Origin of the sequence: Lapidilactobacillus bayanensis (genome assembly GCF_003946695.1) — a bacterium.
GTDB classification, from domain to species: domain Bacteria; phylum Bacillota; class Bacilli; order Lactobacillales; family Lactobacillaceae; genus Lapidilactobacillus; species Lapidilactobacillus bayanensis.
In genome coordinates this window covers 1-20,408 of record NZ_RHOX01000018.1, presented here as the reverse complement: position 1 = coordinate 20,408, position 20,408 = coordinate 1, and the positions used below count along the sequence as shown (strand labels likewise).

The following is a 20,408-nucleotide window of genomic DNA, read 5'->3' as shown; positions in this document are numbered from 1 at the left end:
AATCAAAAAAGAATTCAACTTAGTTAATTTATTTCGTCCGGGATGACGTTAACTGACCGCTGCTGCAGCGCATGTAGCACAAATCCTTGAACGCGGTCGTCCCGCGTTACAAATAACGAAAGAGGTAATTAAGTATGACTAGAGAAGAATTGCAAAAGTTGGGCTTAACTGATGAACAAGTTGACAGTGTGATGAAATTACACGGCACTGATGTTCAAGCCGGCCAGAAGGCTCAACAAGAGCTTGAATCTGTAATCGCAGAGCGTGATGGATTGAAAGAACAAATTACTCAGCGTGATAAAGATATTAAATCTTTGAAAAAGAACGCTGGCGACAGTGAAACGTTGACGGCTAAGCTTGATGAATTGCAGAAACAGTATGATACAGATACTCAAAACCTCAATAATCAATTAGCGTCAACTAAAAAGAATGCCGCATTAGTGACTGGCCTTTCAGGAACGGGTGCTCGTGATGTACAAGATCTTCTTAAATTTATTGACCAAGAACAAGTAAAGCTTGATGATAATGGCGTGGTAACAGGGTTAGAGGAGCAAGTGAAGTCTTTACGTGAATCAAAACCTTACTTGTTTTCTGGAACTCCGACAGCTCACTATCAACCTCAAGGTGGTAATGGTAAAGGCGGCGTTGACATTGCCGCAGCAATTAATAATGAGAAAGTCAATTTAACTGACGTGCTCAAAGACAAAGGAGAATAAAAAATGAGTAACGAATTAACTCGTGTGATCGATACAATCACACCCGAAGTATTTAACGCATATATGGACCAATACTCCACTGAAAAATCTGCAATCATTCAATCCGGTGTTGCAGTACCAGATGAACGTGTTTCAAAGATGATCACAGCAGGTGGCAAGATGGTAACTATGCCATTCTGGAATGATTTAAATGGTGATGATGAAGTAGTCGGTGATGGTGATAAAGAGTTATCAACCGGTAAAATTACATCTAGTTCAGATACAGCTGCAGTTCTTTACCGTGGCCGTGGCTGGAGTGTTAACGAAATGGCTGCTGTTTTATCTGGCTCTGATCCAGTACGCGCCGTTTTAAATAAGATTGGTAATTATTGGTTGCGTCGTGAACAAAGTATTTTAATCAACACATTAAATGGTGTATTTAGTGGCCCAACAGCTGCATTGAAAGATCATTTGAACGTGACTCAAGCTGGAATTGATGGTAAAGCTTTTCTTGACACCAAACAATTACTAGGGGATCACGCTGATTCCTTGTCATTAACAGTAATGCATTCAGCAGTTTACACAGAATTACAAAAGCAACAATTAATCGACTTTATTCCAACCGCTCAGGCTGATGTAAAGATTCCGACTTATTTGGGCTATCGAGTCGTTGTTGATGACGCTTTGAAACCGACAGCCGAAGGAACTTACACTACGTATTTGTTAGCTGCTGGTTCATTCGGCCGTAACACTGGTACGCCATCAGAATTAACAACATTTGAACGGGAACGTAAAGCAGCTGCTGGTACAGATAACATCTATACTCGTCGTGCATTTGTACTCAAACCTTATGGGGTTAAGTGGACTGATGAAGCTCGTGAAGATGGTTATTTGACACCAACAAACACTGATTTAGCTAACGCTAAAAATTGGAAGGCAGTTTATGATCTTAAGAACATCGGTATTGTTGGGTTGCAACATACAATTGGCACATCATCTGCTGGTGGAAGTGGTGAAACCGGAGAAACAGGAGAATAATTGAGTTATGGATGCAGAAAGACTAAAGATAATTACTGAAGAGATAGAACTTTTGCTTCCAGAGAATAGTGATCAAAGTAAAGAAGATCTCGATAAAATTATTGGCTTTGTTATAAAAAAGGTCATTAATGATATCGTTTCATACACTCATCTAACAAGAGATGATTTGCCAGAAGAACTTGATACTACGATCGTTGGAATGGCCTTAACTGTCATTGCTGAAATTGGCATTCTTAGGGCCGCTAACGGTGATGATGGTGACGTCAAATCAATTAGCGAAGGTGATACTTCAGTAAGCTTTATGACATTCCAAGAGGCGTATAAGAGTATTTCTGCAACCAACACAATTACTTCTGATTACCGATCAATTCTCAATAACTATCGGGTGGCGCGATGAAACTTAACAAAGCTTACAAGAAGATGTCCAAAGCGTTAGCAACACTTCACAACGTCAAAGTCACCGTTATTAGCCATACACCAAAGAAAGATGGTGTGTTCACTGACGACGATGTTGAGGAGAAATTATTAACTGATTATCCGGCCAAGATTTCTAAATCAGGCCTTTCAACAAAGGATCAGAAAGAATTTTTGCCTGATAAATATGACGCAATTTTAATCATCGATACTGATGTTCAGATTCCTGCTGGTTGTGACGTGATCGCGACTGATATTCATGATCATGAAACTAGATATAAGCAATCAACTCGTGGATATGTTTATCAAAGCCATCAAGAAGTTGGCTTGTTATTTGATGAGAAGGCTTAGCTATGGGACTTGGCAAAATTGATTACGATCAATTCACTGAATTTGCAGATAAGGTTCATCAGACTGTTGAGGGTAATGAATTCGATCAAAGAATTGAGAAATCATTAGGACAAGCAGCTGATTATGTTATCAAATCTGCTAAGGCAAAGACACCAGTTGCTGGTGGTACATTGCGCCGTGGCTGGGGTCATGATCCTGCAAAGAAGCAAGGTAATAGATTCTTAGTCGAAATATTTAACAATGTTGAATATGCGTCCTTCGTTGAAGAAGGGCACCGTCAAACTCCAGGAAGGTATGTTCCGGCCATTGGAAAAAGATTGGTAGCATCCTGGGTTGACGGTGTTTTTATGTTCAAAAAAGCACTCGATGAAACTGAAAAGATTGTTAATTCCAATCTGGAAGATGATATGGACAAAGCAATCCAAGATATTTTTGGAGGTATGTAATTTTGGAAGACGTAACGGAATTAATTGGTAAAACAATTGCTGATCATTGGCCGGGCATGACAATTTATCGAGAGAACAAAGCAAGCGGTTTTAATGTCCCGTCATTTTACGTTCATCGAGTAAATTTACACGTCGACAAACAATATTTTGGTTATCAGTTACGGAAATACAGCTACCAAGTTGTTTATTTTCCCGACGCTGATCATATCAATCAACAATTAGACAGAGTTTCTGAAGAGTTAGCTGCTTATTTCGAAAAGATTGATGATGACTATTCGCATATTCGGAATCTTGATATTCACATCGAAGATGATACTGTTAAATGCACTTTCGACACTGAATTTAGAGTTAAGCCTGGAAGCGATGATGGAGTTAAACAGTCTACGTTAAATTTCAACGGAGGTTTAAAGTGACAAAAAAGAAAGTAACAAAAAAGGCAGCACAGCAACCAGTCTTTACAAAAGATGAACTGTTGTCTGCAACTAATTTAACTGGTGGCCAGCGTGACTTACTTGAAGTTGCGTTGGAACCGGACAAAACATATACGGTTGCTGAGGCTAAATCCGCAGTAACCAGACTTAAAGGAGGTCTGTTCTAATGGCAGGTGGAACTTATACAAGCTATTCAAAAAAGCGCCCAGGTGCTTATATTAACGTCAACGCTCCGCAAAAGAGCGTCGGCAGTGTAGAGACTACTCGTGGAGTGGTCTTTTTTGTTGGCGGAAATACGCTAGGTTGGGGTGCTGATGGTGTTATTAAGCTAAATGCCGGCAGTGATTTCAAGAAATTACTTGGCCACGACATTTATGCCGATGATGCTTCAGACCAATTAAAAGCTTTACGAGAAACGTTAAAAGCAGCATTGACGGTACTTTATTACAATATTAATTCTGGTGCTAAAGCAACTTATGCTGATGAAGCCTTACCATGGAAGTTTACGGCAAAATATCCAGGAACTGTTGGTAACAATATTCGCATCAGTGTTGCTAAAAATGCTGCTGATATTTCTCAAACTGTTGTAACAACATATTTTGGTACTGAGCAAGTCGATCAGCAAATTGTGATTGGTGCTAGTCAGTTAGAAAGTAATGATTACATTGATGTAGAAATTGTACCAACAGAAGACGATGGTAAAACATTGCTCGATGCTTTAACAGCAAGTATTACCAAATCTTTGGCTGGTGGCACTACTGACACATCAGCCCAGGTCGATACTGATGCATTAATTAGTGCAATGGAAATCGAACAGTTTAACACTGTTACAGCTGCTGGTAACGATAAAGATGCGCCAATTCATCAATTATTAGTTGCTACTGTTCAGCGATTACGAGAAGATTTTGGTCAAAAAATTGTTGCAGTAATTCCTGATGGTCAAACTGGTGCTGATTATGAAAGTGTAATCGTTGTAGCCAACGGTGTTGAATTATCAGATGGTGAAGTATTAAGTGCAAGTATCGCAACTGGTTATGTTGCAGGAGCCGAAGCTGCTGCGGCCGTTAATCAGTCATTAACTTATGCTCAATATCCTGGTGCAACTGCTGTTAATGGTCGTTTAAGCAATGATGATACAATCTCTGCTTTGACAAACGGTAAATTATTATTCACTGCTCTACGCTCTGGCTCAGTTGTGATTGAAGAAGATATTAATTCTTTGCACACTTACTCAGCTAATAAGAGCAAATCATTATCTAAGAACCGCGTAATGCGTGTACTCGACGATATTGCTCAAAACACCAAAGACACATTCGAAGCTAGTTTTATTGGCAAAGTAAATAACGATGAAGCTGGTCGTGATTTGTTCAAAGCTAATCGGATTGAGTATCTGACTTCATTGGTTAATTCTGGTGCAATTCAACAGTTTGACGGTGAAGATATTGCTGTCAACCCAGGTGCCGAATTGGATCAAGTAATTGTTGACTTAGCAGTCCAACCGCTCGACTCAATGGAGAAACTTTATATGACGGTGACTATCTAGAAGGAGGTTAGGACAAAATGGCAGATAAAAATACTGCAAAGTTTTTGAATGCAAAAGACACAATTTCCTCTAAAGAGGCGGTTGTCTTTGCAACGATTAAAGGCCAAAACATTCCGATGTTTGAAATCAAGGAATTGTCAGCAAAGATTGAAAAGAACAAAGAGGAAATCCAAGTGATCGGCCGTCGTATGACCGGCAACAAGACAACTTCAATGAAAGGTACAGGCAGTTTATCCGGCTATGTAATCAATTCTAACTGGATGAAATATGGCCTAGATTACTTGCGTGGTGGTGCTGATTTATACTTCAGTATCAATGCAACCATTAATGACACAACAAGCTCAGTGGGCTCCCAAACGGTCTTATTAAGCGATGTTAACTTGGATGATATTCCAATCCTTGATCTTGAATCAGATGATGGAACTTTGGAATGGGAAACAGACTTCACATTCGAAGATGTCCAACTTGTAACACCATTTAAAGGCATTTAATAATTAAAATTCTGGAGGAAAAATCATGGCAACATCAGTTGAAGCATTTTTATCACAAAACGTAGTAGAACCAAAAACTATTGAGGTTAAATTCGATCGTTTTAACGCTCCTTTTGTTATTAAACCTGTATCTCAAGCAGAAGCAGATAATATTCGTAAGACATGCACTAAACGGATTAATAATAAGCAGACTGGTACTATTACACAACAAGTTGACACCAGTGCATATTCAGATGGACTGATTAAAGCAGCAGTTGTTACGCCAGATCTTAATAATTCTGACTTGCAAATGTCTTATGGTACTCCAGGCAAGCCAATTGAAACATTACGTGCAATGTTACTTGTTGGTGAGTATGCTGAACTTGGCGAAAAGGTACAAGAAATTAGCGGTTTTGAAACTGAAACTGAGGACGAATTGGTACAAGATGTAAAAAACTAATTGATGCCGGCGAGGGTAATGACTTCACCTATTATTTTTTTGCAATGAATAATTTTCATTTATTGCCAAGTCAGTGGGCTGAACTACCACGTCGGGAAAAAGCCATAATTATTGCCGGAATTGATTTGCGGGTTGAAGAAGAAAATAGACAAGAAAAGAAAGCTAAAGCAGCGGCTAGTCGTGCAAAACACTAGCTCTGCTTTTTTCTTTAACCTAGAAAGGAGGTAATTTATGGCTACAATTCGATCATCAATTGAAATTCAGGACAAGTTCTCATCAACTTTAACTAAGTTAGATAGTGGCCTGAATAAATCAAATTCAACGTTTGAAAGGTTTAACCAAGGACTCAACAATGCGAAAGTACCTAAGTTTGGCCAAGCAATTAACCAAGGCTTAGACAGCGTCAAGGGCAAACTGTCAGAAACTGGTAGCATGTTTAAATCAGTGTTTAGCGCTAACTTGATTAGTGGGGCTGTCTCAAATGGAATTGGTGCAATTAAAAATGAATTAACCGGCTTGATATCTGATCTTAGTGAGTCTGCTGCAGTTTGGTCAACATTTAACGGGAATATGACCAATATGGGTAAGAGCAAGGCGGAAATTGCTGCGGTTAAAAAGGATTTGCAAGGATATGCCCAGGCGACAATTTATTCTGCGTCTGATATGTCGTCGACATACGCACAATTAGCTGCAGTCGGCACAAAAAATACTACACAGCTAGTAAAAGGTTTTGGTGGATTAGCTGCTGCTTCTGAAGATCCTGCTCAAGCAATGAAGACGTTGAGCCAACAAGCCACACAAATGGCTGCATTGCCGAAAGTTCAGTGGGCAGATTTTAAGCTCATGCTACAACAAACTCCTGCCGGCATGTCAGCTGTTGCTAAATCGATGCACAAGTCCACAAGCCAATTAATTAAGGATATCCAAGCCGGTAAGGTTAAAACCCAGGATTTCTTTGATGCTATTTCAAAGACTGGTACGAACGACGCTTTTAGTGATATGGCCACCCATTATAAAACGATGGGTCAAGCCATGGATGGTTTGCGCGAAACAGTTGTTAATAAATTAGGAAACGCTTTTGACAAATTTAATCAAAAAGGTATTACGGCCATCAGTGGTATTACTGATAAAATTTCAGAAGTTAATTTTGATAGTTTGGCAGATAAGGCGATTGCTATTTTTGGAAAAATTCAGCAAGGATGGAAATCTTTCTCTGGTGGTTTTTCTGATTCTGGTGCTGCTAAGTCAATTACCAAAATGTTTGATCAGATTAAAACAGCTATGGGAAGCTTGGATAAATCAACAGGCAAGAAAGATCCGTTTGCATTCCTGAAAACATTAGGCTCTGGAGTTGGCAGTACAATCAGCGGTTTAGCTAAGGCTATTGGTGCAATTGCTACTGCTATTGGGGACCTTGACCCAGCAACATTGGCTGCTTTGGGTGCTGCTATTGTTGTTTTAAAAGGCGGTACTAAAGGGTTAATCGTTACAGGAATTGTCACATTGCTTAATGTTATCAACAAAATGCCACCAGCAACTGTTAATTCGCTCGCAAAGGGGTTAACCGCTCTAGCTATTGCAATGGCTGCGTTCAAAGCAGTAAGTAAAGTAGCTAGTGGTGTTAGTGGTTTTCTTGGTGTAATTGGCAAATTAGGTAAAACAAAAGTTAGCCTGCCATTGCCAGATGGCGCAGCCGCTGCTTCTTCTGCAACTGGGTTACTTAAAGCTGCTGGTGCATTATTGATGATTGCTGGAGCTGTTGTATTAGCAGCTGCCGGGTTATGGATCATGGTTCAAGCTGCTACTCAATTAGCGAGTGCTGGTTGGCCTGCTGTTGCTGCTTTAGGTGCTCTGATCGTAATTATTGGTGCATTCATAGCAGTCACTGTATTACTCGGACCTGCCTTATTAGCTGGTTCAGCAGGATTGATCGCGTTTGGTGTCGGTCTAGTAATCATTGGTGCAGCAGTATTAATTGCAGCTGCTGGTTTAGCGTTAATTGCAGTTGTATTACCGCTTATTGCTCAATATGGGACTACTGCCGCAGGTGGATTTTTGGCAATGGCTGGAGCTCTGATTCTTTTTGGGCCCGCGGCTATTGTGGCAGGCGCCGGAGCTTTAGTATTAGCTGTTGGCTTAGCAGCGTTAGGTGTTGCAGTTATGGTTGCTGCGGTTGGCGTATTAATGCTTGGTGCTGGTTTGATTGTGGCATCAGTTGGATTACTTTTGATTGCCGTAACCTTGCCACTTATTTCTGCGTTTGTGACAAGTGCTGCTACCGGTTTTGTAGCATTAGCTGGAGCACTATTATTATTTTCTCCAGTGGCCATTTTAGCCGGTGCTAGTGCGATCGTGCTTGGCGCTGGCTTATTAGTTATGAGTGCGGCTGTAATTGTTCTAACGGTTGGTTTGGCGCTGTTGTCAGCAAGTATGATGCTGTTAGGTGTCAGCACGTTGCTTGTCAGTGCTGGCATGCTATTACTGTCAGTTTCATTACCACTAGTAAGTATGTATGCTTTACTAGCGGCTACTGGATTAATGATGATGAGCACGTCAATGATGATGCTTGCACCGATGGCATTAATGGCCAGCGTTTCTATTGCTGCACTTGCAGTTGGGTTAACGTTATTTGGTGTTGCGGCTGTTATTGCCGCTGCCGGAGCTGTTGCGTTAAGCGCTGGTTTAGTTGTTGTTTCAGTCAGCATGCTTCTAGTTGCGGCTGCTGTTGGCGTTACTGCCGCAGCATTATCAGCTTTAGGTGCAGCAGTAATTGGTTTGGCCACGGCGTTTATTGTGGCTGGAACCATGTTAGTTTCCGCAATCACCAGCGCAATGGACGGCGTTGTTAACGCAGTTTCAAGTGGTATTCAAAGCGCTGTTTCAGCAGCTGAAGGTTTTGCAGATTCTTTAGTTTCTGTGGGTAGTGATTTGATTCAAGGATTCATAAACGGCGTTAAGAGTATGGCTAATAATATCATTAGTTCTGTTTCTGGTGCTATCGGCGGTGCTGTTGATTGGATTAAATCTAAGTTGAAGATTGGTTCACCATCTCGTTTGATGAAACAATATGGTCGTTGGACTATGGAAGGCTATTCAAATGGGATTAGTGATCGTGCTCGTGCGGTTCGTCAATCTGCAGGCAAAGTGATTGGCAAAGTTACGGACGCATTCAGTAGCGTTTCGTTAGGACAGTTGGATACGTCAAGTCTGTTGAGCTCTAATCCTGGTGATTTACTTGCTAAAGGTTTCAATCGCGCTGCTCGTGCAGTCGGAACTGTTGCGAGTGCATTAGTGGGATTACCAAGTGATTCATCAATCGGGATCACCGGTGATATAGATGGGACAGATGGATTTACAACTCATACACCTGACGGTTTAACGCCTAGCGGCGGAACAACTTACTCACAATCTCAGAACAGTAGCAATTCTGATAATCGTTTTATCGTTGAAAAGGGCGCATTTGTCTTTAATGGCAATACTAATCCAGATGATGCTGAAACAATTGTTGAAAAAATTGAAGCTTATTTGAAGCAGAAGCATGATGCTTCACTTGCCTAAAGGAGATGATGAAACTTGGAACACATGGGTGTTTATTTAACAAACAGTAAGAATAAAACAATCGAGCTGCCAGTGGCGCCTGCCGAATTTCTCATCAAAAAAGAGAAAGACAGCGAAAAGGCTGTTATTCTTGGCTTAGGCGAGATTAATCGAATGGGATTGAACAAAGCAATCGATCTCAGTATAGAGTCAACCTTGCCAGTTAATCCCAAACAAGCACCTTGGTGTACAGCTCAAAAATTATTGAGTTCTGCTCAAGCGTATATTGATTGGTTGAACGCTGCAAAAGATAGTTCTAAGCCTGTTAGAGTAGTTTTATCTGGTACGCATATGAACTTGTCAGCCAACATTGTATCGTTTGAATATGGCTTTCAGGACGGCAATTCTAACGAATATGCCTATACGTTAGCACTCACTGAGTATCATGAAATTAAAGCAATCAAAACAGTAATCAAGCAAAAGGTAGTGCCTAAGAAACCGGCGCCACGGCCCAAACCTCCAAAAAAGATTGGGATTGGGTCAACCGTCATTGTTAATGGTCGGTTACATCGTGATTCGTATGGCAGTGGCCCAGGTGTGACCGAGCGTAATGCTACTCGCAAGATTAATTTCATTGCAAAAGGTCGTAAATATCCGTACCATGTAACATTGCTGAATGGCGGTTGGCGTGGCTGGGTAACTGCTGGGAGTGTGAAAGCTAAATGACACTCACAAAATTTGAAATCCATTCTCGCAAGTCAGAAAATTATTGGGATGTTCGTAAGTTGGTGAAAGATGATTTCACTTTAAAAACAGATGGTAATTTTGCAGCAGGTGAGCTGGATTTTGACCTGTTTGAAGTTAATGAGGGCTTCGTTCCATCAAATGGTGATGAAGTTCGATTCGAATGGGACAATCAAAAGATTTTCTTTGGTCATATTTTTAAAGTTAACTACACTAGCGATGAGGTTTTTAGTTGTGTGGCATATGACAATATGCGCTATCTGAAGAATCAAGATTCGTTAGTGTGGCCAGTTTCGACATTGACACAAAGATTTACGACAATGTGTAAGTCAGCTGGCATTCCTTATCGCATTGTTAAAGGGAGTAATTATAAGCTACCTGCTAAAGTCAGTGACGGTGTTAGTTTCTTTTCAATGCTTCAAGAAGATATTGAGTCAGTTTATACGGCTACTAAAGAAAGATATTTCATTCGAGATAATTTCGGAATCGTTGAGTTGTGCGCAATGCTACTTCAAACGTCTGGTGAAGTTCTAATCGTCGGTGATAAAAGTATCGCCACAAGTTGGGAATATGATCGTAGTATTGACGATGCAGCCAATGTGGTTAAAGTCGTTAAGAATTCGAAGAAAGATGCTGGTAAGACTACGGCAACCGCTTCTGATGATCCAAATAATACGGTTATCACTTCTCAATCTGCTAGTAGTTCAAGCACGATTAGCCGTTGGGGTAAGTTGCAAATCGTTGAAAAAGTCAATGATGATAAAATGAACTCAGCACAAATGAAATCTCAAGCTCAATCTTTGTTGAAACAACACAATATTCAGGAGTCATCTATGAAAGTAACTGCTATCGGTAGTCTTTACTTCAAAGTTGGCTCTATTTTTGTGCTCAAAGTTGCTAGCTTGGGAGATATTGGTATCAAACAACCAATTGTCACAGTTCAGACGTGCACGCAGAATTTTAGTTCTAAGAATTGGACAACTGATATGGAGGTGAGCTTGTAATGGCTGGGGAATATTTATTAAAAATGATGAATAGTCGTGGCGGTAAGCCAAACGAGTATGCCGACATTGTTTTTGGTCGTGTAATCAGCACAAGCCCGCTGCAAGTTCAGTTGGCCAACAATATGATTTTGCCTGCAAGTCTATTAACGTTGGGTTTACATGTCACAAAACACCAGGTCAAGCTCAGCTATCCTGATCGAATTAATGAAGACAAGAAAGATATTCAACGAACGGAAACTGTCATGGTTGATGAGTCGCTCCAAGTCGGCGAAGGCGTTGCAATGATTCGCAGTGACGGTGGCCAGTCGTTCTATATTCTTGAGAAGATTGGAGCTGGTGATTGATGGACAATGATTTATTTCAAGATGAAATCGAAAATAGCATTGAAGAAGTTACTTTGCCAACTTTGACCTATCAAGTTGTTAATGGTCGTGTTCAAGGAATGATTGATGAACAAACAGCAATGCGTCAAGCAATCGATAAGATACTTCGAACGGAGCGCTTTGTTTTTCCAATCTATGACGATCAATATGGCAATGATTTTATTGAATTAATTGGTAAAGATATGCCATATGCTAAAAATGAAGTTCAAAGAATGATCAACGAAGCTCTGTTGGGCGATGATCGTGTTGTTAATGTCAATGTTGATGATATTCAAGAAATTGACGCTAGTTCATTGGAAGCAAAGGTAACTGTTGAGACTATTTTCGGCGATTTTGATACGAAGGTGGAGGTGACAATGTGACACCAGAGGAATATGTAACACAATTAGAAAAATATGATTTTAATTATTTTATTGATGAGGCCCTGAGTCATGTGCCAAACACGATTGATACGCGACAAGGTTCGATAATCTATGACGCACTCGCACCAGTCGCATACAGTTATGCCGAGATTGCGATGAATTTGAGAAACATCATTGTTGCAACATTTACACAAACCGCATCAGGCGAGTTTCTAGACTATCGCGGTGCTGAACGTGGTTTGAAACGATATGAAGCTACAAATGCTGAAGCAACAGCTGAATTCAAAGATGCTAATAATCAAAATGTAGTAGTTGAGATTGGCGATCGTTTTGCAAGTATTGGTGCTACACCGTTTTTTTACGCAGTTACTAAAATTAATGGCGATGGTACAGCTCAACTAACGTGTGAGTCAAGCGGATCAGAGGCTAATCACTATGTTGGCCAGATTTTACCAATCACTCCGAACGATGAACTTGCAACTGCAACAATTACTTCTATTTCAGTGCCTGCAAGAGATGCCGAGAGCGATGAAGACTTTCGACAACGAATTTTGAAAGCTCCATCTGATGTTGCGTATGGTGGAAATATTGCTGATTATCAAAAGATGGTTTCAGAATTGGGTGATGTTGGTGCTGTTCAGGTTTATCCAATATGGAATGGTGGCGGCACTGTTAAGTTGGTTATTTTAAATAATAGTTTTGACATTCCAAGCCAGCAGCTTATTTCAGAAGTAAAAGAAGCAATTGATCCGACTGATGTTTCAGGGGAAGGCTATGGATTAGCTCCAATTGGCCACGTTGTGACTGTCGTTGTTCCAACCGCTGCTAATGTCAATATCAAAGTTGATCTAGAGTTAGATCCTGCGGCTGACCATAGCACGGTGATTAATTCAACTAAGCAAGCTTTGGCAGATTATCTGTTAACACTACGAAAGTCATGGGATAAGCTCCCGACTGGATCACGATACTATAAGCTTGTTGTATACCGTTCTCAAATTCTGGCTACAATCTTAAAAACTCCTGGAATTATTAATGCAACTAATCTGTTACTTAATAATTCCGATCAGGATATTCAATTAACTATGACAAATACAACTTCGCAGCTGCCATTATTAGGTGAGGTGACAATCAATGAGCCAATTAATTAGGCTAACCGACTTGTTGCCAGATTACTATGACGGCATCTACGAAATGCACGAATTGACGTCAGTTGAACAACCGCAACTTGATGAATTACAACGAATTGTTGATCAGGTTGAAGCTAATGAATTCATTTCAATCGCTGATAGTCAAGGACTTTCAATTTTTGAAGAGATGTACGGTTTAAAAGCTGATAACGGCGATTCAATCGAAATGCGTCGTTTCAGATTGTTGATGTTCTTATCAATGTATCGGCCGTATACAATGCGCTATTTACGAGAAGTCCTTTTGAGCTTAGATCCTAAATCAACAGTTAAATTGATTAACGATAGGTATCAGTTAGTCATTAATACTCAGCTCGAAAAACAAGGAGAGATGGCGCAACTTGATACTTTTTTGAATCAGATATTGCCTGCTAATTTAGTTCTTGAAATGAGTAATAATTTTAACGGTAAATCGACCGGTAATATCTTTATGGCCAGCGGTGTTGTACCAACTGAAGTGGTCACAATAACGCAAGACTATAATGATTCAACTGAAATCAAATCAATTGTTAAGATGTCTAACGCTGATATTCCAACTTTAAACCAAATAATTACAGGAGATTATATTGGCTCAGTTGACGTTCAATCAACAATATTAACCGCTAATGTCAATGTCTCAACTATGAGCCAGTTATTGACTGCTGACTATCATGATAGTAGCAGTATTAAAAATGATAGTGATGTTGATCAACATCAAGTCATCACAGAAATAGTAGAAATTAATTAGGAGGTGAATACATGGAGTTCAAACAATCAGTTATCACTGCACAAGGTCGCAGCTTAATGGCCAAATTGCTGACAGGTTCAACAACTGCAACGTTTACGAAGATTGCAACAAGTACAAAGGTTTATGCTGATTCACAGCTTGCAAGTTTAACGGCATTAGCTGAAGTTAAACAAACAACTACCGTTCAGGTTAAAGCTAACAACAGTTCAACGATTACAGCCGAAGGTGGCATTGAGAATACTGGCATTAAGACCGGTTATTACATCAATACTATCGGCCTTTATGCCAAGGAAGCTGGTAAGAGTGAAATTCTCTACTCAGTAGCTAGCGCTAAGGTCAATGGCTATATCCCGGCTGACACCGGTGTTTCAAAGACTGGTGTTGTCATTAAGATTTACACTGAAATTGGTAATGCTGACCAGGTTAATTTAGTTGTTGATCCAGGTGCAACTGCAACGATCAATAATATTAACGATTTAAACAAAAGAATTGATCAATCAAATTTGTTTACTGCAGTTGGCTCGACTAGAAATCTAAACCTAGGAAGTCTATCTAATGATGATTTTCCATCGTTTAGGGCTTTCTTGTATCAATATGGTGCTGGTGTTGCTCAACCTGGAGATGGTTATTTCGGTGTTAAGCAAACAAATGAAGTACCAATTCAAGCGCAATTTACAAATGCAAACGGGACAGTACAATTCTTAGTTAACAACGAATTGGTTAAGAAATATTGTCCAGACTTTAATTTCAATACAATTTCGACAACATTAAGTTCGGATAAGAAGTGGGTGTATCTCACAAGCGGCGTTTCCACAGTCGGAATACGAGCTGAAAATGTGACATTTAAATAAAATTAGGAGGAAAAAACATGGCAACATATACACCAATCGAACACGGCAAACCCAACTGGGATACAGTTGTTAATCAAAACTTCAAAAATATTGATGCGGACACTAACTGGGTATCTCTTACTATTAATGCACCGTTCACAGGTACTATGCAGTTTAGACGGCGTTTTAACATTGTACAAATTAGTGGATCAATTAGCGCAACTGAGACAGTCGATGCTAATGTAGTGATTGCAACACTACCTGTGAACGTATATAGAAATAATGCAAAGACTAATTTGCATTATGTTGTGAATGCGGGGGATTCAACGAATATTGCTAATGTCTCGTTAAACAATGACGGAAGCGTTATTCTTATTCAAACATCTGCAGATATTACGAAAACAACAATTAAAATTTCAATTACTGCAATTGTTAACTAAGGAGGAACATAATGAAATTAATCTATTTATACAACGATCAACGGCAGTTAGATCATTCAGAGTTGGTTGATGATGATTATCAATTGCCTGCTAACGCAACAGATATTCGACCACAAGATGGTCTATATGAGCCGTTAACATTTACCGGTTCAGATTGGACAGGCGTCACTCGTGAGGAATGGCTGGCTAATCAGCCTGAACCTGAACCAACGCAACCAACTGAACAAGATAAAATCAATGCTCAGTTATTGATGGCCGATGCTACTAATAGAGCAGCACAGGATAAATTCAACGCACAAATTATGTTAGAAATTGCAAACGCAAAGGGAGGAAACTAATATGTATATCTATATTAAACGGTATTTTGAAATGGGTCTTTATAAAATTGAGGATATGAAAGTGTTCGTTGTCTCTGCAATGATTACTGCCGATCAATTCAAAGAAATCACTGGCGAAGAATACGCTGCATAGTCGGCGTTTCTGATCTTGCAACAAAGGAAGTGATTTCAATATTTAAGCGTATAGGAAAAAATCCAATTCATACTGTTATGGGGCTAGTGCAAATCGGCATTGGTCTCTTTTTAGTTTGTCACGATACGTTATTCCAATGGCCACCGGGAATTATTACAACGGTTGCTAATGATAATGTTATCGGTTTTTCAATGATTCTCGTTGGCGTTGGGTTCATCTGGTGGGCATTTGATGATCAGCGCTCAATTCGATGGGATCACATTTTATTGACAGTATCGGGCGGCTTCTTCTTTGTACTAACTGTTTATCAATTTTTACATTGGTGCTTTTTAGGACTAGATATGCCTTGGATTTCTAACGCTGCTTTGACAGCGATCATTATGATTCTAGCTGCAAGGAGTGATAGCGGTGCAAAATGATTGGGTTGGCATTATCACCGCTTTATCTGGTTCCATTGGAGCTGTCGTTACCTGGTTGTTAACACGTCACAAAACTAAGCGAGAAGAATGGGAAAAGTTATATAACCAAGCAGCTAAAGATCGCGATGATTTTCACAATAAATGGTTAGCAGCTGAGGATAAAGTTGATGAATTAAAAAGGGAGTTAGATGAGAAAGATGAAGTTACCAAATAAAGTTTATGACCATCTTAAATGGAGTCTGACTATTGCAGTTCCTGCTGCAGTTGTTCTGATTCAAACGTTAGGTACTATTTATGGTTTTAATACCGAAACAATTACAGCCACAATTGCAGCAGTTGCAACGTTCGCTGGCTCGTTATTCATGATTAGCTCTAATCAATATAAAAAGGATGGTAAGAAGTAATGGTTACATTAAACGGTATTGATATTGCAAGTCATCAAGCAGGAATTAATCTCAACAAAGTTAAATACGATTTTGTTATTATTAAAGTCACAGAAGGTACTAGTTATATTAATCCGTATTGGAAAACTTGGTGTGATCAAGCATTAAAGGCCGGCAAGCTTGTCGGTCTTTACCATTATCAACATAAAGGTAATCCGATCGGTCAAGCTGACTTCTTTCTAAAAAACGTTGGAAATTATGTTGGTAAAGTAGTTCTTGCTGATGATTTTGAACACGACCAAACAGGTGATAGCTTGCACAGTGCAGCAGGTGTTGCCGACGGTAAGGCTTGGTTAGATCGAGTTTATGCTAAAACAGGCAATAAAGCGTTGTTCTATACAAGCCTTGCATGGGTTACCGGCAATTATGCTTTGGATTTTTCTTCAATTGTGAAAGGAAACCATGGCTTATGGCTAGCTCAATATAATCGAACAGGTAATCCAGCAGAGGGATACAAACCGCGTGAACTATATGGAACGTTAACGCAATGGTCAAATATGGCCATCTTCCAGTATTGTTCTACTGGTCATTTGAGCGGTTATCCAATGAATAAGTATTTAGATTTAAATGTTTTCTATGGTGATAAAAAAGCTTGGCAAGCGTATGCTAAAGCAAATGTAGTAACGCCACCTAAGCCAAGTACACCACCAAGCAACGTTACTTACTCAACGGCTGGGAAATTGCTTGAGCAAATGGCTAATGATGTCATTGCTAATAAGGTTAGTTCAGGCGCTACTAGAACTAAGCTTTTGGGTAAGTATGCCGCTGGGGTTCAAGCTATTGTTAACCGCAAACTTGCTGGCGCATCAGTTAATATTACAAATATTGTTCTTGCTAATGAAACTAAGGCTGGTCACTACGGAAATGGTGACACACGCAAAAAACTACTTGGTTCTTACTACAACGGTGTGCAAGCAGTCATCAATAAGGGTGCAGCTACTTACTACACCGTAAAATCAGGCGATAACGTTTCAGCAATTGCAGCTAAGTACAAGACAACAGTTGCTAAAATCGTTAGTCTCAATGGCTTGAAGAATGCTAATTTAATCTATGCTGGCCAAAAGCTACGAGTTAAATAACGTTGTTAAACACAACAATTATTGATAATATATCAAAGTGAGATTTTGATGCTCTCACTATTCTTTGCCTACTCAATTAAGAGTAGGCTTATTTTTTTGCAATTAATTAAGTTGTTTTAACGCATTTTGTTGTATGTATTAATAGACGGCCTCGTCAACCGTCTGCCCACGATAAAGACCGCCATTCAATTAAGAGTGGCGGTCTTTTTTGTGTTTCTACCTATAATAAGTAAGTTACCCAAAGTTACCCGTTTTTAGAGAAAAACCTATGTATATCAATATGTTTATAATCTATGAAATTGCGATCACCGGTATAATTACATCATTTTCAAAATAAGCTAGAAGCCTAGAGAATTGGCAAATGTTGATTCCTAGGCTTTTTGCTTGCCTATAATCGGATAGAAAAGAGAGTAATTTTGTAGGTGGGTAAGCAGTTAATAACGTAAGCAGTTAATAACCGACCGTCTGTGAAACACGACCTATTCAAGGTAAAATTACCTCATCATAATAAATGGTGAGGTGTTTTTTATATGGCAAACAAACCTGATATCGTCCAAATTAAATTAGACAACGATCGCAACTCGCTTCCAGACCAACCAACAGAGGTGACGATCAAAAGATGTATTCTGGATCAAAGGAAGAATGATATCGCGATGGAAATGATCCAATGTTCTGTTCTGTCGATGTACGATACCGTTGATTGACGTGGAGATCGACAGATAGGAATAATGCTGATAAAATGATACATGTAGTAGAGTTAAAGAAATATTCTCAATATTTTTTATAATTTTTGTTGTGATGGACAGATTCTGCTACTTGAACCCTTATCTAATGCTATGAAATCTATGTGGTCTTTTAATCTAAAGAGTATTGAATGTAAATTCATAAGCCATCATTAACGTGCTCAAAGTCGGAGCAACTTTTAATCTAAAGAGTATTGAATGTAAATAATGTTCACGTTCTGCGTGAAATAAGCCGACCAGCGCTTTTAATCTAAAGAGTATTGAATGTAAATTCGAATCACAGGCTAGGTACTGGGACAACCTTTCTAGCTTTTAATCTAAAGAGTATTGAATGTAAATAATTGCACGTTCGGGGCGTGAAACTCGCTCAACAGACTTTTAATCTAAAGAGTATTGAATGTAAATATCCATAGAGGCGTGGACGCTGTTCGCTGGTCTAACTTTTAATCTAAAGAGTATTGAATGTAAATAATTCTGACTTCTCGGGCGTATGACTAACTAGCACCCTTTTAATCTAAAGAGTATTGAATGTAAATAAAATTGACGCTACTTTAGCATTACCTTCTGCAATTCTTTTAATCTAAAGAGTATTGAATGTAAATGCCAATGCTGGCTGAAAAACTAAACGTAAGCCAGAGCTTTTAATCTAAAGAGTATTGAATGTAAATTCAATTAAGCTCATCGGGTACAGTCACACCAACCGGCTTTTAATCTAAAGAGTATTGAATGTAAATCCTCTGCTTGGTTTGGGCAAACCGTAAAGCTCTCTCCTTTTAATCTAAAGAGTATTGAATGTAAATTCAGGATTTGGCTCATTTGATCTAGTAGCATTAGGTTTGATACACTTTTAATCTAAAGAGTAATAGTGTATCAAACCTAATGCTACTAGGTCCTAACACAAGAACAACAATGCTCACAAAGCAATCTTTCAATCAGTACCATTCCTTGTCAGAGATAAAATCAAGTCGACTACGATCACGTGTCAATAAACGCTTATTGAAATGCCTAACGTACCGTTCAAGAGAAATTTACATTTAGCAATCGGTGTACAGATAATCATCAGTTCATATCATTAACGGAAGCTCTGCTAAGAGTGGTAATATCACTAATAATGATAATTCGATGCTGGATATCAAGGTGAGTTATGCAGGATAGTTTGTGCGTAGCGTGAGATTATCTCGTCAGTAAAGATTATCAATAAAAAGCAAAAAGTAGAGTTCTATTGTTTGACCTAGTTTGACTAATGTGTTAAATTAGCAAAGTAGTTCTTTGAGTGCTAATATATTGGTGCCGGACTAAACTTATTAGATATGAAATTAAGGAGGCAATACTATGCTAGTGCCAACAGTTATTGAACAAACATCTCGTGGCGAACGTGCTTATGATATTTATTCCCGTTTGCTAAAAGATCGTATCATCATGCTTTCTGGTGAAGTCAATGATCAGACAGCTAACTCAATTATTGCGCAGTTACTTTTCCTAGATGCGCAAGATTCAACAAAGGATATTTCAATTTATATCAACTCTCCTGGTGGTGTGATTACGTCGGGATTAGCAATCATGGATACAATGAACTTTATTAAATCCGACGTTTCGACAATTGCAATTGGTATGGCTGCATCAATGGCTAGCGTGTTATTAGCAGCTGGCACAAAGGGTAAGCGTTATGCCTTACCTAATTCGACAGTTTTGATTCACCAACCATTAGGTGGCGCGCAGGGTCAAGCAACTGAAATTGAAATTGCGGCCGAAGAAATTTTAAAGACGCGTAAAAAGATGAATAAGATCTTGGCCGATGCAACTGGTCAATCAATCGAAACAATTCAAAAAGATACTGAACGTGATAATTACATGACTGCTCAAGAAGCTAAAGATTATGGTTTGATTGATCAAATTATGACCAATATGCAAGACAAGTAATCGCGGATAGTCTCAGTTTAGAACTTGATAAAAATTAGTCACAAGAATAGTCGTCTGTTGCCGGACGGCTATTTTTTTACGCAAATATGCGTAAGAGATCTCAATATTTTTAAGCCGTTTATGTGAAAAAGTTTATTTCCCGGATTTACAATTCAAGTGCAACACCAAATAACTATACCAAAAGTATACAAATAGGTCATGGAGACCTACACTTAAAGTGACTAAACTCAAGAAAGGACAACTCCATGACCCAACATAAGAATACCACCATTAA

Annotated in this window: 28 protein-coding genes and 1 CRISPR repeat array; all 28 genes read left to right on the top strand. The window is 39.2% G+C overall.

Features of this window, described 5'->3' with window-relative positions; genetic code table 11:
- The first annotated feature begins 134 nt into the window (after positions 1-134).
- A complete protein-coding gene (locus tag EKM65_RS07790) occupies positions 135-716 on the top strand; it encodes a phage scaffolding protein (RefSeq protein WP_125607276.1) in 582 nt (193 codons plus the stop codon).
- 3 nt (positions 717-719) lie between these two features.
- Complete coding sequence (locus EKM65_RS07785) at positions 720-1,733, top strand: major capsid protein (RefSeq protein WP_125607274.1); 1,014 nt, start codon at positions 720-722, stop codon at positions 1,731-1,733.
- Between the two features lie 7 nt (positions 1,734-1,740).
- The gene (locus EKM65_RS07780) at positions 1,741-2,130 is read left to right on the top strand and encodes a head-tail connector protein (RefSeq protein ID WP_125607272.1); all 390 of its coding nucleotides are present in this window, start codon (positions 1,741-1,743) and stop codon (positions 2,128-2,130) included.
- Complete coding sequence (locus EKM65_RS07775; protein WP_125607270.1) at positions 2,127-2,498, top strand: hypothetical protein; 372 nt, start codon at positions 2,127-2,129, stop codon at positions 2,496-2,498. Before EKM65_RS07780 ends, EKM65_RS07775 begins: the two co-directional genes overlap by 4 nt.
- A gap of 2 nt (positions 2,499-2,500) precedes the next feature.
- On the top strand, positions 2,501-2,944 hold the full coding sequence (locus EKM65_RS07770; protein ID WP_125607268.1) for an HK97 gp10 family phage protein: 444 nt from the start codon (positions 2,501-2,503) through the stop codon (positions 2,942-2,944).
- A 2-nt stretch (positions 2,945-2,946) separates the two neighbouring features.
- Positions 2,947-3,357, top strand: a complete 411-nt coding sequence (locus EKM65_RS07765) for a phage tail terminator family protein (RefSeq protein ID WP_125607266.1) — start codon at positions 2,947-2,949, stop codon at positions 3,355-3,357.
- Positions 3,354-3,542 (top strand): hypothetical protein, encoded by a 189-nt coding sequence (locus EKM65_RS07760; RefSeq protein WP_125607265.1) that lies wholly within the window; start codon positions 3,354-3,356, stop codon positions 3,540-3,542. Before EKM65_RS07765 ends, EKM65_RS07760 begins: the two co-directional genes overlap by 4 nt.
- Complete coding sequence (locus EKM65_RS07755) at positions 3,542-4,918, top strand: phage tail sheath C-terminal domain-containing protein (RefSeq protein WP_125607263.1); 1,377 nt, start codon at positions 3,542-3,544, stop codon at positions 4,916-4,918. The genes EKM65_RS07760 and EKM65_RS07755 overlap by 1 nt, the downstream gene beginning before the upstream one ends.
- Positions 4,919-4,935: 17 nt before the next feature.
- Complete coding sequence (locus EKM65_RS07750) at positions 4,936-5,409, top strand: phage tail tube protein (protein WP_125607261.1); 474 nt, start codon at positions 4,936-4,938, stop codon at positions 5,407-5,409.
- Between the two features lie 25 nt (positions 5,410-5,434).
- Positions 5,435-5,848, top strand: coding sequence for a phage tail assembly chaperone (locus tag EKM65_RS07745; RefSeq protein ID WP_125607259.1), 414 nt, complete (start codon positions 5,435-5,437; stop codon positions 5,846-5,848).
- Between the two features lie 44 nt (positions 5,849-5,892).
- Positions 5,893-6,042: a hypothetical protein gene (locus tag EKM65_RS11280; RefSeq protein ID WP_164506867.1), complete on the top strand. Its 150-nt coding sequence runs from the start codon at positions 5,893-5,895 to the stop codon at positions 6,040-6,042.
- Between the two features lie 37 nt (positions 6,043-6,079).
- Positions 6,080-9,406: a tape measure protein gene (locus EKM65_RS07740; protein ID WP_125607257.1), complete on the top strand. Its 3,327-nt coding sequence runs from the start codon at positions 6,080-6,082 to the stop codon at positions 9,404-9,406.
- Between the two features lie 24 nt (positions 9,407-9,430).
- Positions 9,431-10,111, top strand: coding sequence for a hypothetical protein (locus tag EKM65_RS07735; RefSeq protein WP_125607333.1), 681 nt, complete (start codon positions 9,431-9,433; stop codon positions 10,109-10,111).
- Positions 10,108-11,133: an XkdQ/YqbQ family protein gene (locus EKM65_RS07730; protein WP_125607255.1), complete on the top strand. Its 1,026-nt coding sequence runs from the start codon at positions 10,108-10,110 to the stop codon at positions 11,131-11,133. The genes EKM65_RS07735 and EKM65_RS07730 overlap by 4 nt, the downstream gene beginning before the upstream one ends.
- Positions 11,133-11,477 carry a DUF2577 domain-containing protein gene (locus EKM65_RS07725; RefSeq protein ID WP_125607253.1) on the top strand — a complete coding sequence of 115 codons (345 nt, stop codon included), beginning with the start codon at positions 11,133-11,135 and terminating at the stop codon, positions 11,475-11,477. Before EKM65_RS07730 ends, EKM65_RS07725 begins: the two co-directional genes overlap by 1 nt.
- The gene (locus tag EKM65_RS07720) at positions 11,477-11,878 is read left to right on the top strand and encodes a DUF2634 domain-containing protein (protein ID WP_125607251.1); all 402 of its coding nucleotides are present in this window, start codon (positions 11,477-11,479) and stop codon (positions 11,876-11,878) included. Before EKM65_RS07725 ends, EKM65_RS07720 begins: the two co-directional genes overlap by 1 nt.
- Positions 11,875-13,026 (top strand): baseplate J/gp47 family protein, encoded by a 1,152-nt coding sequence (locus EKM65_RS07715; protein ID WP_125607249.1) that lies wholly within the window; start codon positions 11,875-11,877, stop codon positions 13,024-13,026. The genes EKM65_RS07720 and EKM65_RS07715 overlap by 4 nt, the downstream gene beginning before the upstream one ends.
- Positions 13,010-13,789 carry a putative phage tail protein gene (locus EKM65_RS07710; protein ID WP_125607247.1) on the top strand — a complete coding sequence of 260 codons (780 nt, stop codon included), beginning with the start codon at positions 13,010-13,012 and terminating at the stop codon, positions 13,787-13,789. The genes EKM65_RS07715 and EKM65_RS07710 overlap by 17 nt, the downstream gene beginning before the upstream one ends.
- Before the next feature lie 11 nt (positions 13,790-13,800).
- Positions 13,801-14,640, top strand: a complete 840-nt coding sequence (locus tag EKM65_RS07705; protein WP_125607245.1) for a phage tail-collar fiber domain-containing protein — start codon at positions 13,801-13,803, stop codon at positions 14,638-14,640.
- A gap of 17 nt (positions 14,641-14,657) precedes the next feature.
- Positions 14,658-15,059 (top strand): hypothetical protein, encoded by a 402-nt coding sequence (locus tag EKM65_RS07700; protein WP_125607243.1) that lies wholly within the window; start codon positions 14,658-14,660, stop codon positions 15,057-15,059.
- An 11-nt stretch (positions 15,060-15,070) separates the two neighbouring features.
- Positions 15,071-15,397 (top strand): hypothetical protein, encoded by a 327-nt coding sequence (locus EKM65_RS07695; protein WP_125607241.1) that lies wholly within the window; start codon positions 15,071-15,073, stop codon positions 15,395-15,397.
- Between the two features lies 1 nt (position 15,398).
- Complete coding sequence (locus EKM65_RS07690) at positions 15,399-15,530, top strand: XkdX family protein (protein ID WP_125607239.1); 132 nt, start codon at positions 15,399-15,401, stop codon at positions 15,528-15,530.
- Between the two features lie 86 nt (positions 15,531-15,616).
- Positions 15,617-15,949, top strand: coding sequence for a hypothetical protein (locus EKM65_RS07685; RefSeq protein WP_125607237.1), 333 nt, complete (start codon positions 15,617-15,619; stop codon positions 15,947-15,949).
- Positions 15,939-16,163 (top strand): hypothetical protein, encoded by a 225-nt coding sequence (locus EKM65_RS07680; RefSeq protein ID WP_125607235.1) that lies wholly within the window; start codon positions 15,939-15,941, stop codon positions 16,161-16,163. Before EKM65_RS07685 ends, EKM65_RS07680 begins: the two co-directional genes overlap by 11 nt.
- Positions 16,147-16,353 (top strand): phage holin, encoded by a 207-nt coding sequence (locus EKM65_RS07675; RefSeq protein ID WP_125607331.1) that lies wholly within the window; start codon positions 16,147-16,149, stop codon positions 16,351-16,353. Before EKM65_RS07680 ends, EKM65_RS07675 begins: the two co-directional genes overlap by 17 nt.
- A complete protein-coding gene (locus EKM65_RS07670; RefSeq protein ID WP_125607233.1) occupies positions 16,353-17,471 on the top strand; it encodes a GH25 family lysozyme in 1,119 nt (372 codons plus the stop codon). Before EKM65_RS07675 ends, EKM65_RS07670 begins: the two co-directional genes overlap by 1 nt.
- 530 nt (positions 17,472-18,001) lie before the next feature.
- Positions 18,002-18,175: a hypothetical protein gene (locus EKM65_RS11275; protein ID WP_164506866.1), complete on the top strand. Its 174-nt coding sequence runs from the start codon at positions 18,002-18,004 to the stop codon at positions 18,173-18,175.
- Between the two features lie 148 nt (positions 18,176-18,323).
- Positions 18,324-19,014: a CRISPR direct-repeat array (repeat unit 30 nt; unit sequence CTTTTAATCTAAAGAGTATTGAATGTAAAT).
- 532 nt (positions 19,015-19,546) lie between these two features.
- A complete protein-coding gene (clpP, locus tag EKM65_RS07665) occupies positions 19,547-20,134 on the top strand; it encodes an ATP-dependent Clp endopeptidase proteolytic subunit ClpP (RefSeq protein ID WP_125607231.1) in 588 nt (195 codons plus the stop codon).
- Positions 20,135-20,408 lie beyond the last annotated feature (274 nt).

Excerpts from the sequence above, each read along its gene's own strand:
- EKM65_RS07790 (WP_125607276.1), top strand. The coding sequence starts at position 135 with ATGACTAGAGAAGAATTGCAAAAGTTGGGCTTAACTGATGAACAAGTT.
- EKM65_RS07785 (WP_125607274.1), top strand. The coding sequence starts at position 720 with ATGAGTAACGAATTAACTCGTGTGATCGATACAATCACACCCGAAGTA.
- EKM65_RS07780 (WP_125607272.1), top strand. The coding sequence starts at position 1,741 with ATGGATGCAGAAAGACTAAAGATAATTACTGAAGAGATAGAACTTTTG.
- EKM65_RS07775 (WP_125607270.1), top strand. The coding sequence starts at position 2,127 with ATGAAACTTAACAAAGCTTACAAGAAGATGTCCAAAGCGTTAGCAACA.
- EKM65_RS07770 (WP_125607268.1), top strand. The coding sequence starts at position 2,501 with ATGGGACTTGGCAAAATTGATTACGATCAATTCACTGAATTTGCAGAT.
- EKM65_RS07755 (WP_125607263.1), top strand. The coding sequence starts at position 3,542 with ATGGCAGGTGGAACTTATACAAGCTATTCAAAAAAGCGCCCAGGTGCT.
- EKM65_RS07750 (WP_125607261.1), top strand. The coding sequence starts at position 4,936 with ATGGCAGATAAAAATACTGCAAAGTTTTTGAATGCAAAAGACACAATT.
- EKM65_RS07745 (WP_125607259.1), top strand. The coding sequence starts at position 5,435 with ATGGCAACATCAGTTGAAGCATTTTTATCACAAAACGTAGTAGAACCA.
- EKM65_RS11280 (WP_164506867.1), top strand. The coding sequence starts at position 5,893 with ATGAATAATTTTCATTTATTGCCAAGTCAGTGGGCTGAACTACCACGT.
- EKM65_RS07740 (WP_125607257.1), top strand. The coding sequence starts at position 6,080 with ATGGCTACAATTCGATCATCAATTGAAATTCAGGACAAGTTCTCATCA.
- EKM65_RS07735 (WP_125607333.1), top strand. The coding sequence starts at position 9,431 with ATGGGTGTTTATTTAACAAACAGTAAGAATAAAACAATCGAGCTGCCA.
- EKM65_RS07730 (WP_125607255.1), top strand. The coding sequence starts at position 10,108 with ATGACACTCACAAAATTTGAAATCCATTCTCGCAAGTCAGAAAATTAT.
- EKM65_RS07725 (WP_125607253.1), top strand. The coding sequence starts at position 11,133 with ATGGCTGGGGAATATTTATTAAAAATGATGAATAGTCGTGGCGGTAAG.
- EKM65_RS07720 (WP_125607251.1), top strand. The coding sequence starts at position 11,477 with ATGGACAATGATTTATTTCAAGATGAAATCGAAAATAGCATTGAAGAA.
- EKM65_RS07710 (WP_125607247.1), top strand. The coding sequence starts at position 13,010 with ATGAGCCAATTAATTAGGCTAACCGACTTGTTGCCAGATTACTATGAC.
- EKM65_RS07705 (WP_125607245.1), top strand. The coding sequence starts at position 13,801 with ATGGAGTTCAAACAATCAGTTATCACTGCACAAGGTCGCAGCTTAATG.
- EKM65_RS07700 (WP_125607243.1), top strand. The coding sequence starts at position 14,658 with ATGGCAACATATACACCAATCGAACACGGCAAACCCAACTGGGATACA.
- EKM65_RS07695 (WP_125607241.1), top strand. The coding sequence starts at position 15,071 with ATGAAATTAATCTATTTATACAACGATCAACGGCAGTTAGATCATTCA.
- EKM65_RS07690 (WP_125607239.1), top strand. The coding sequence starts at position 15,399 with ATGTATATCTATATTAAACGGTATTTTGAAATGGGTCTTTATAAAATT.
- EKM65_RS07675 (WP_125607331.1), top strand. The coding sequence starts at position 16,147 with ATGAAGTTACCAAATAAAGTTTATGACCATCTTAAATGGAGTCTGACT.
- EKM65_RS07670 (WP_125607233.1), top strand. The coding sequence starts at position 16,353 with ATGGTTACATTAAACGGTATTGATATTGCAAGTCATCAAGCAGGAATT.
- EKM65_RS11275 (WP_164506866.1), top strand. The coding sequence starts at position 18,002 with ATGGCAAACAAACCTGATATCGTCCAAATTAAATTAGACAACGATCGC.
- clpP (WP_125607231.1), top strand. The coding sequence starts at position 19,547 with ATGCTAGTGCCAACAGTTATTGAACAAACATCTCGTGGCGAACGTGCT.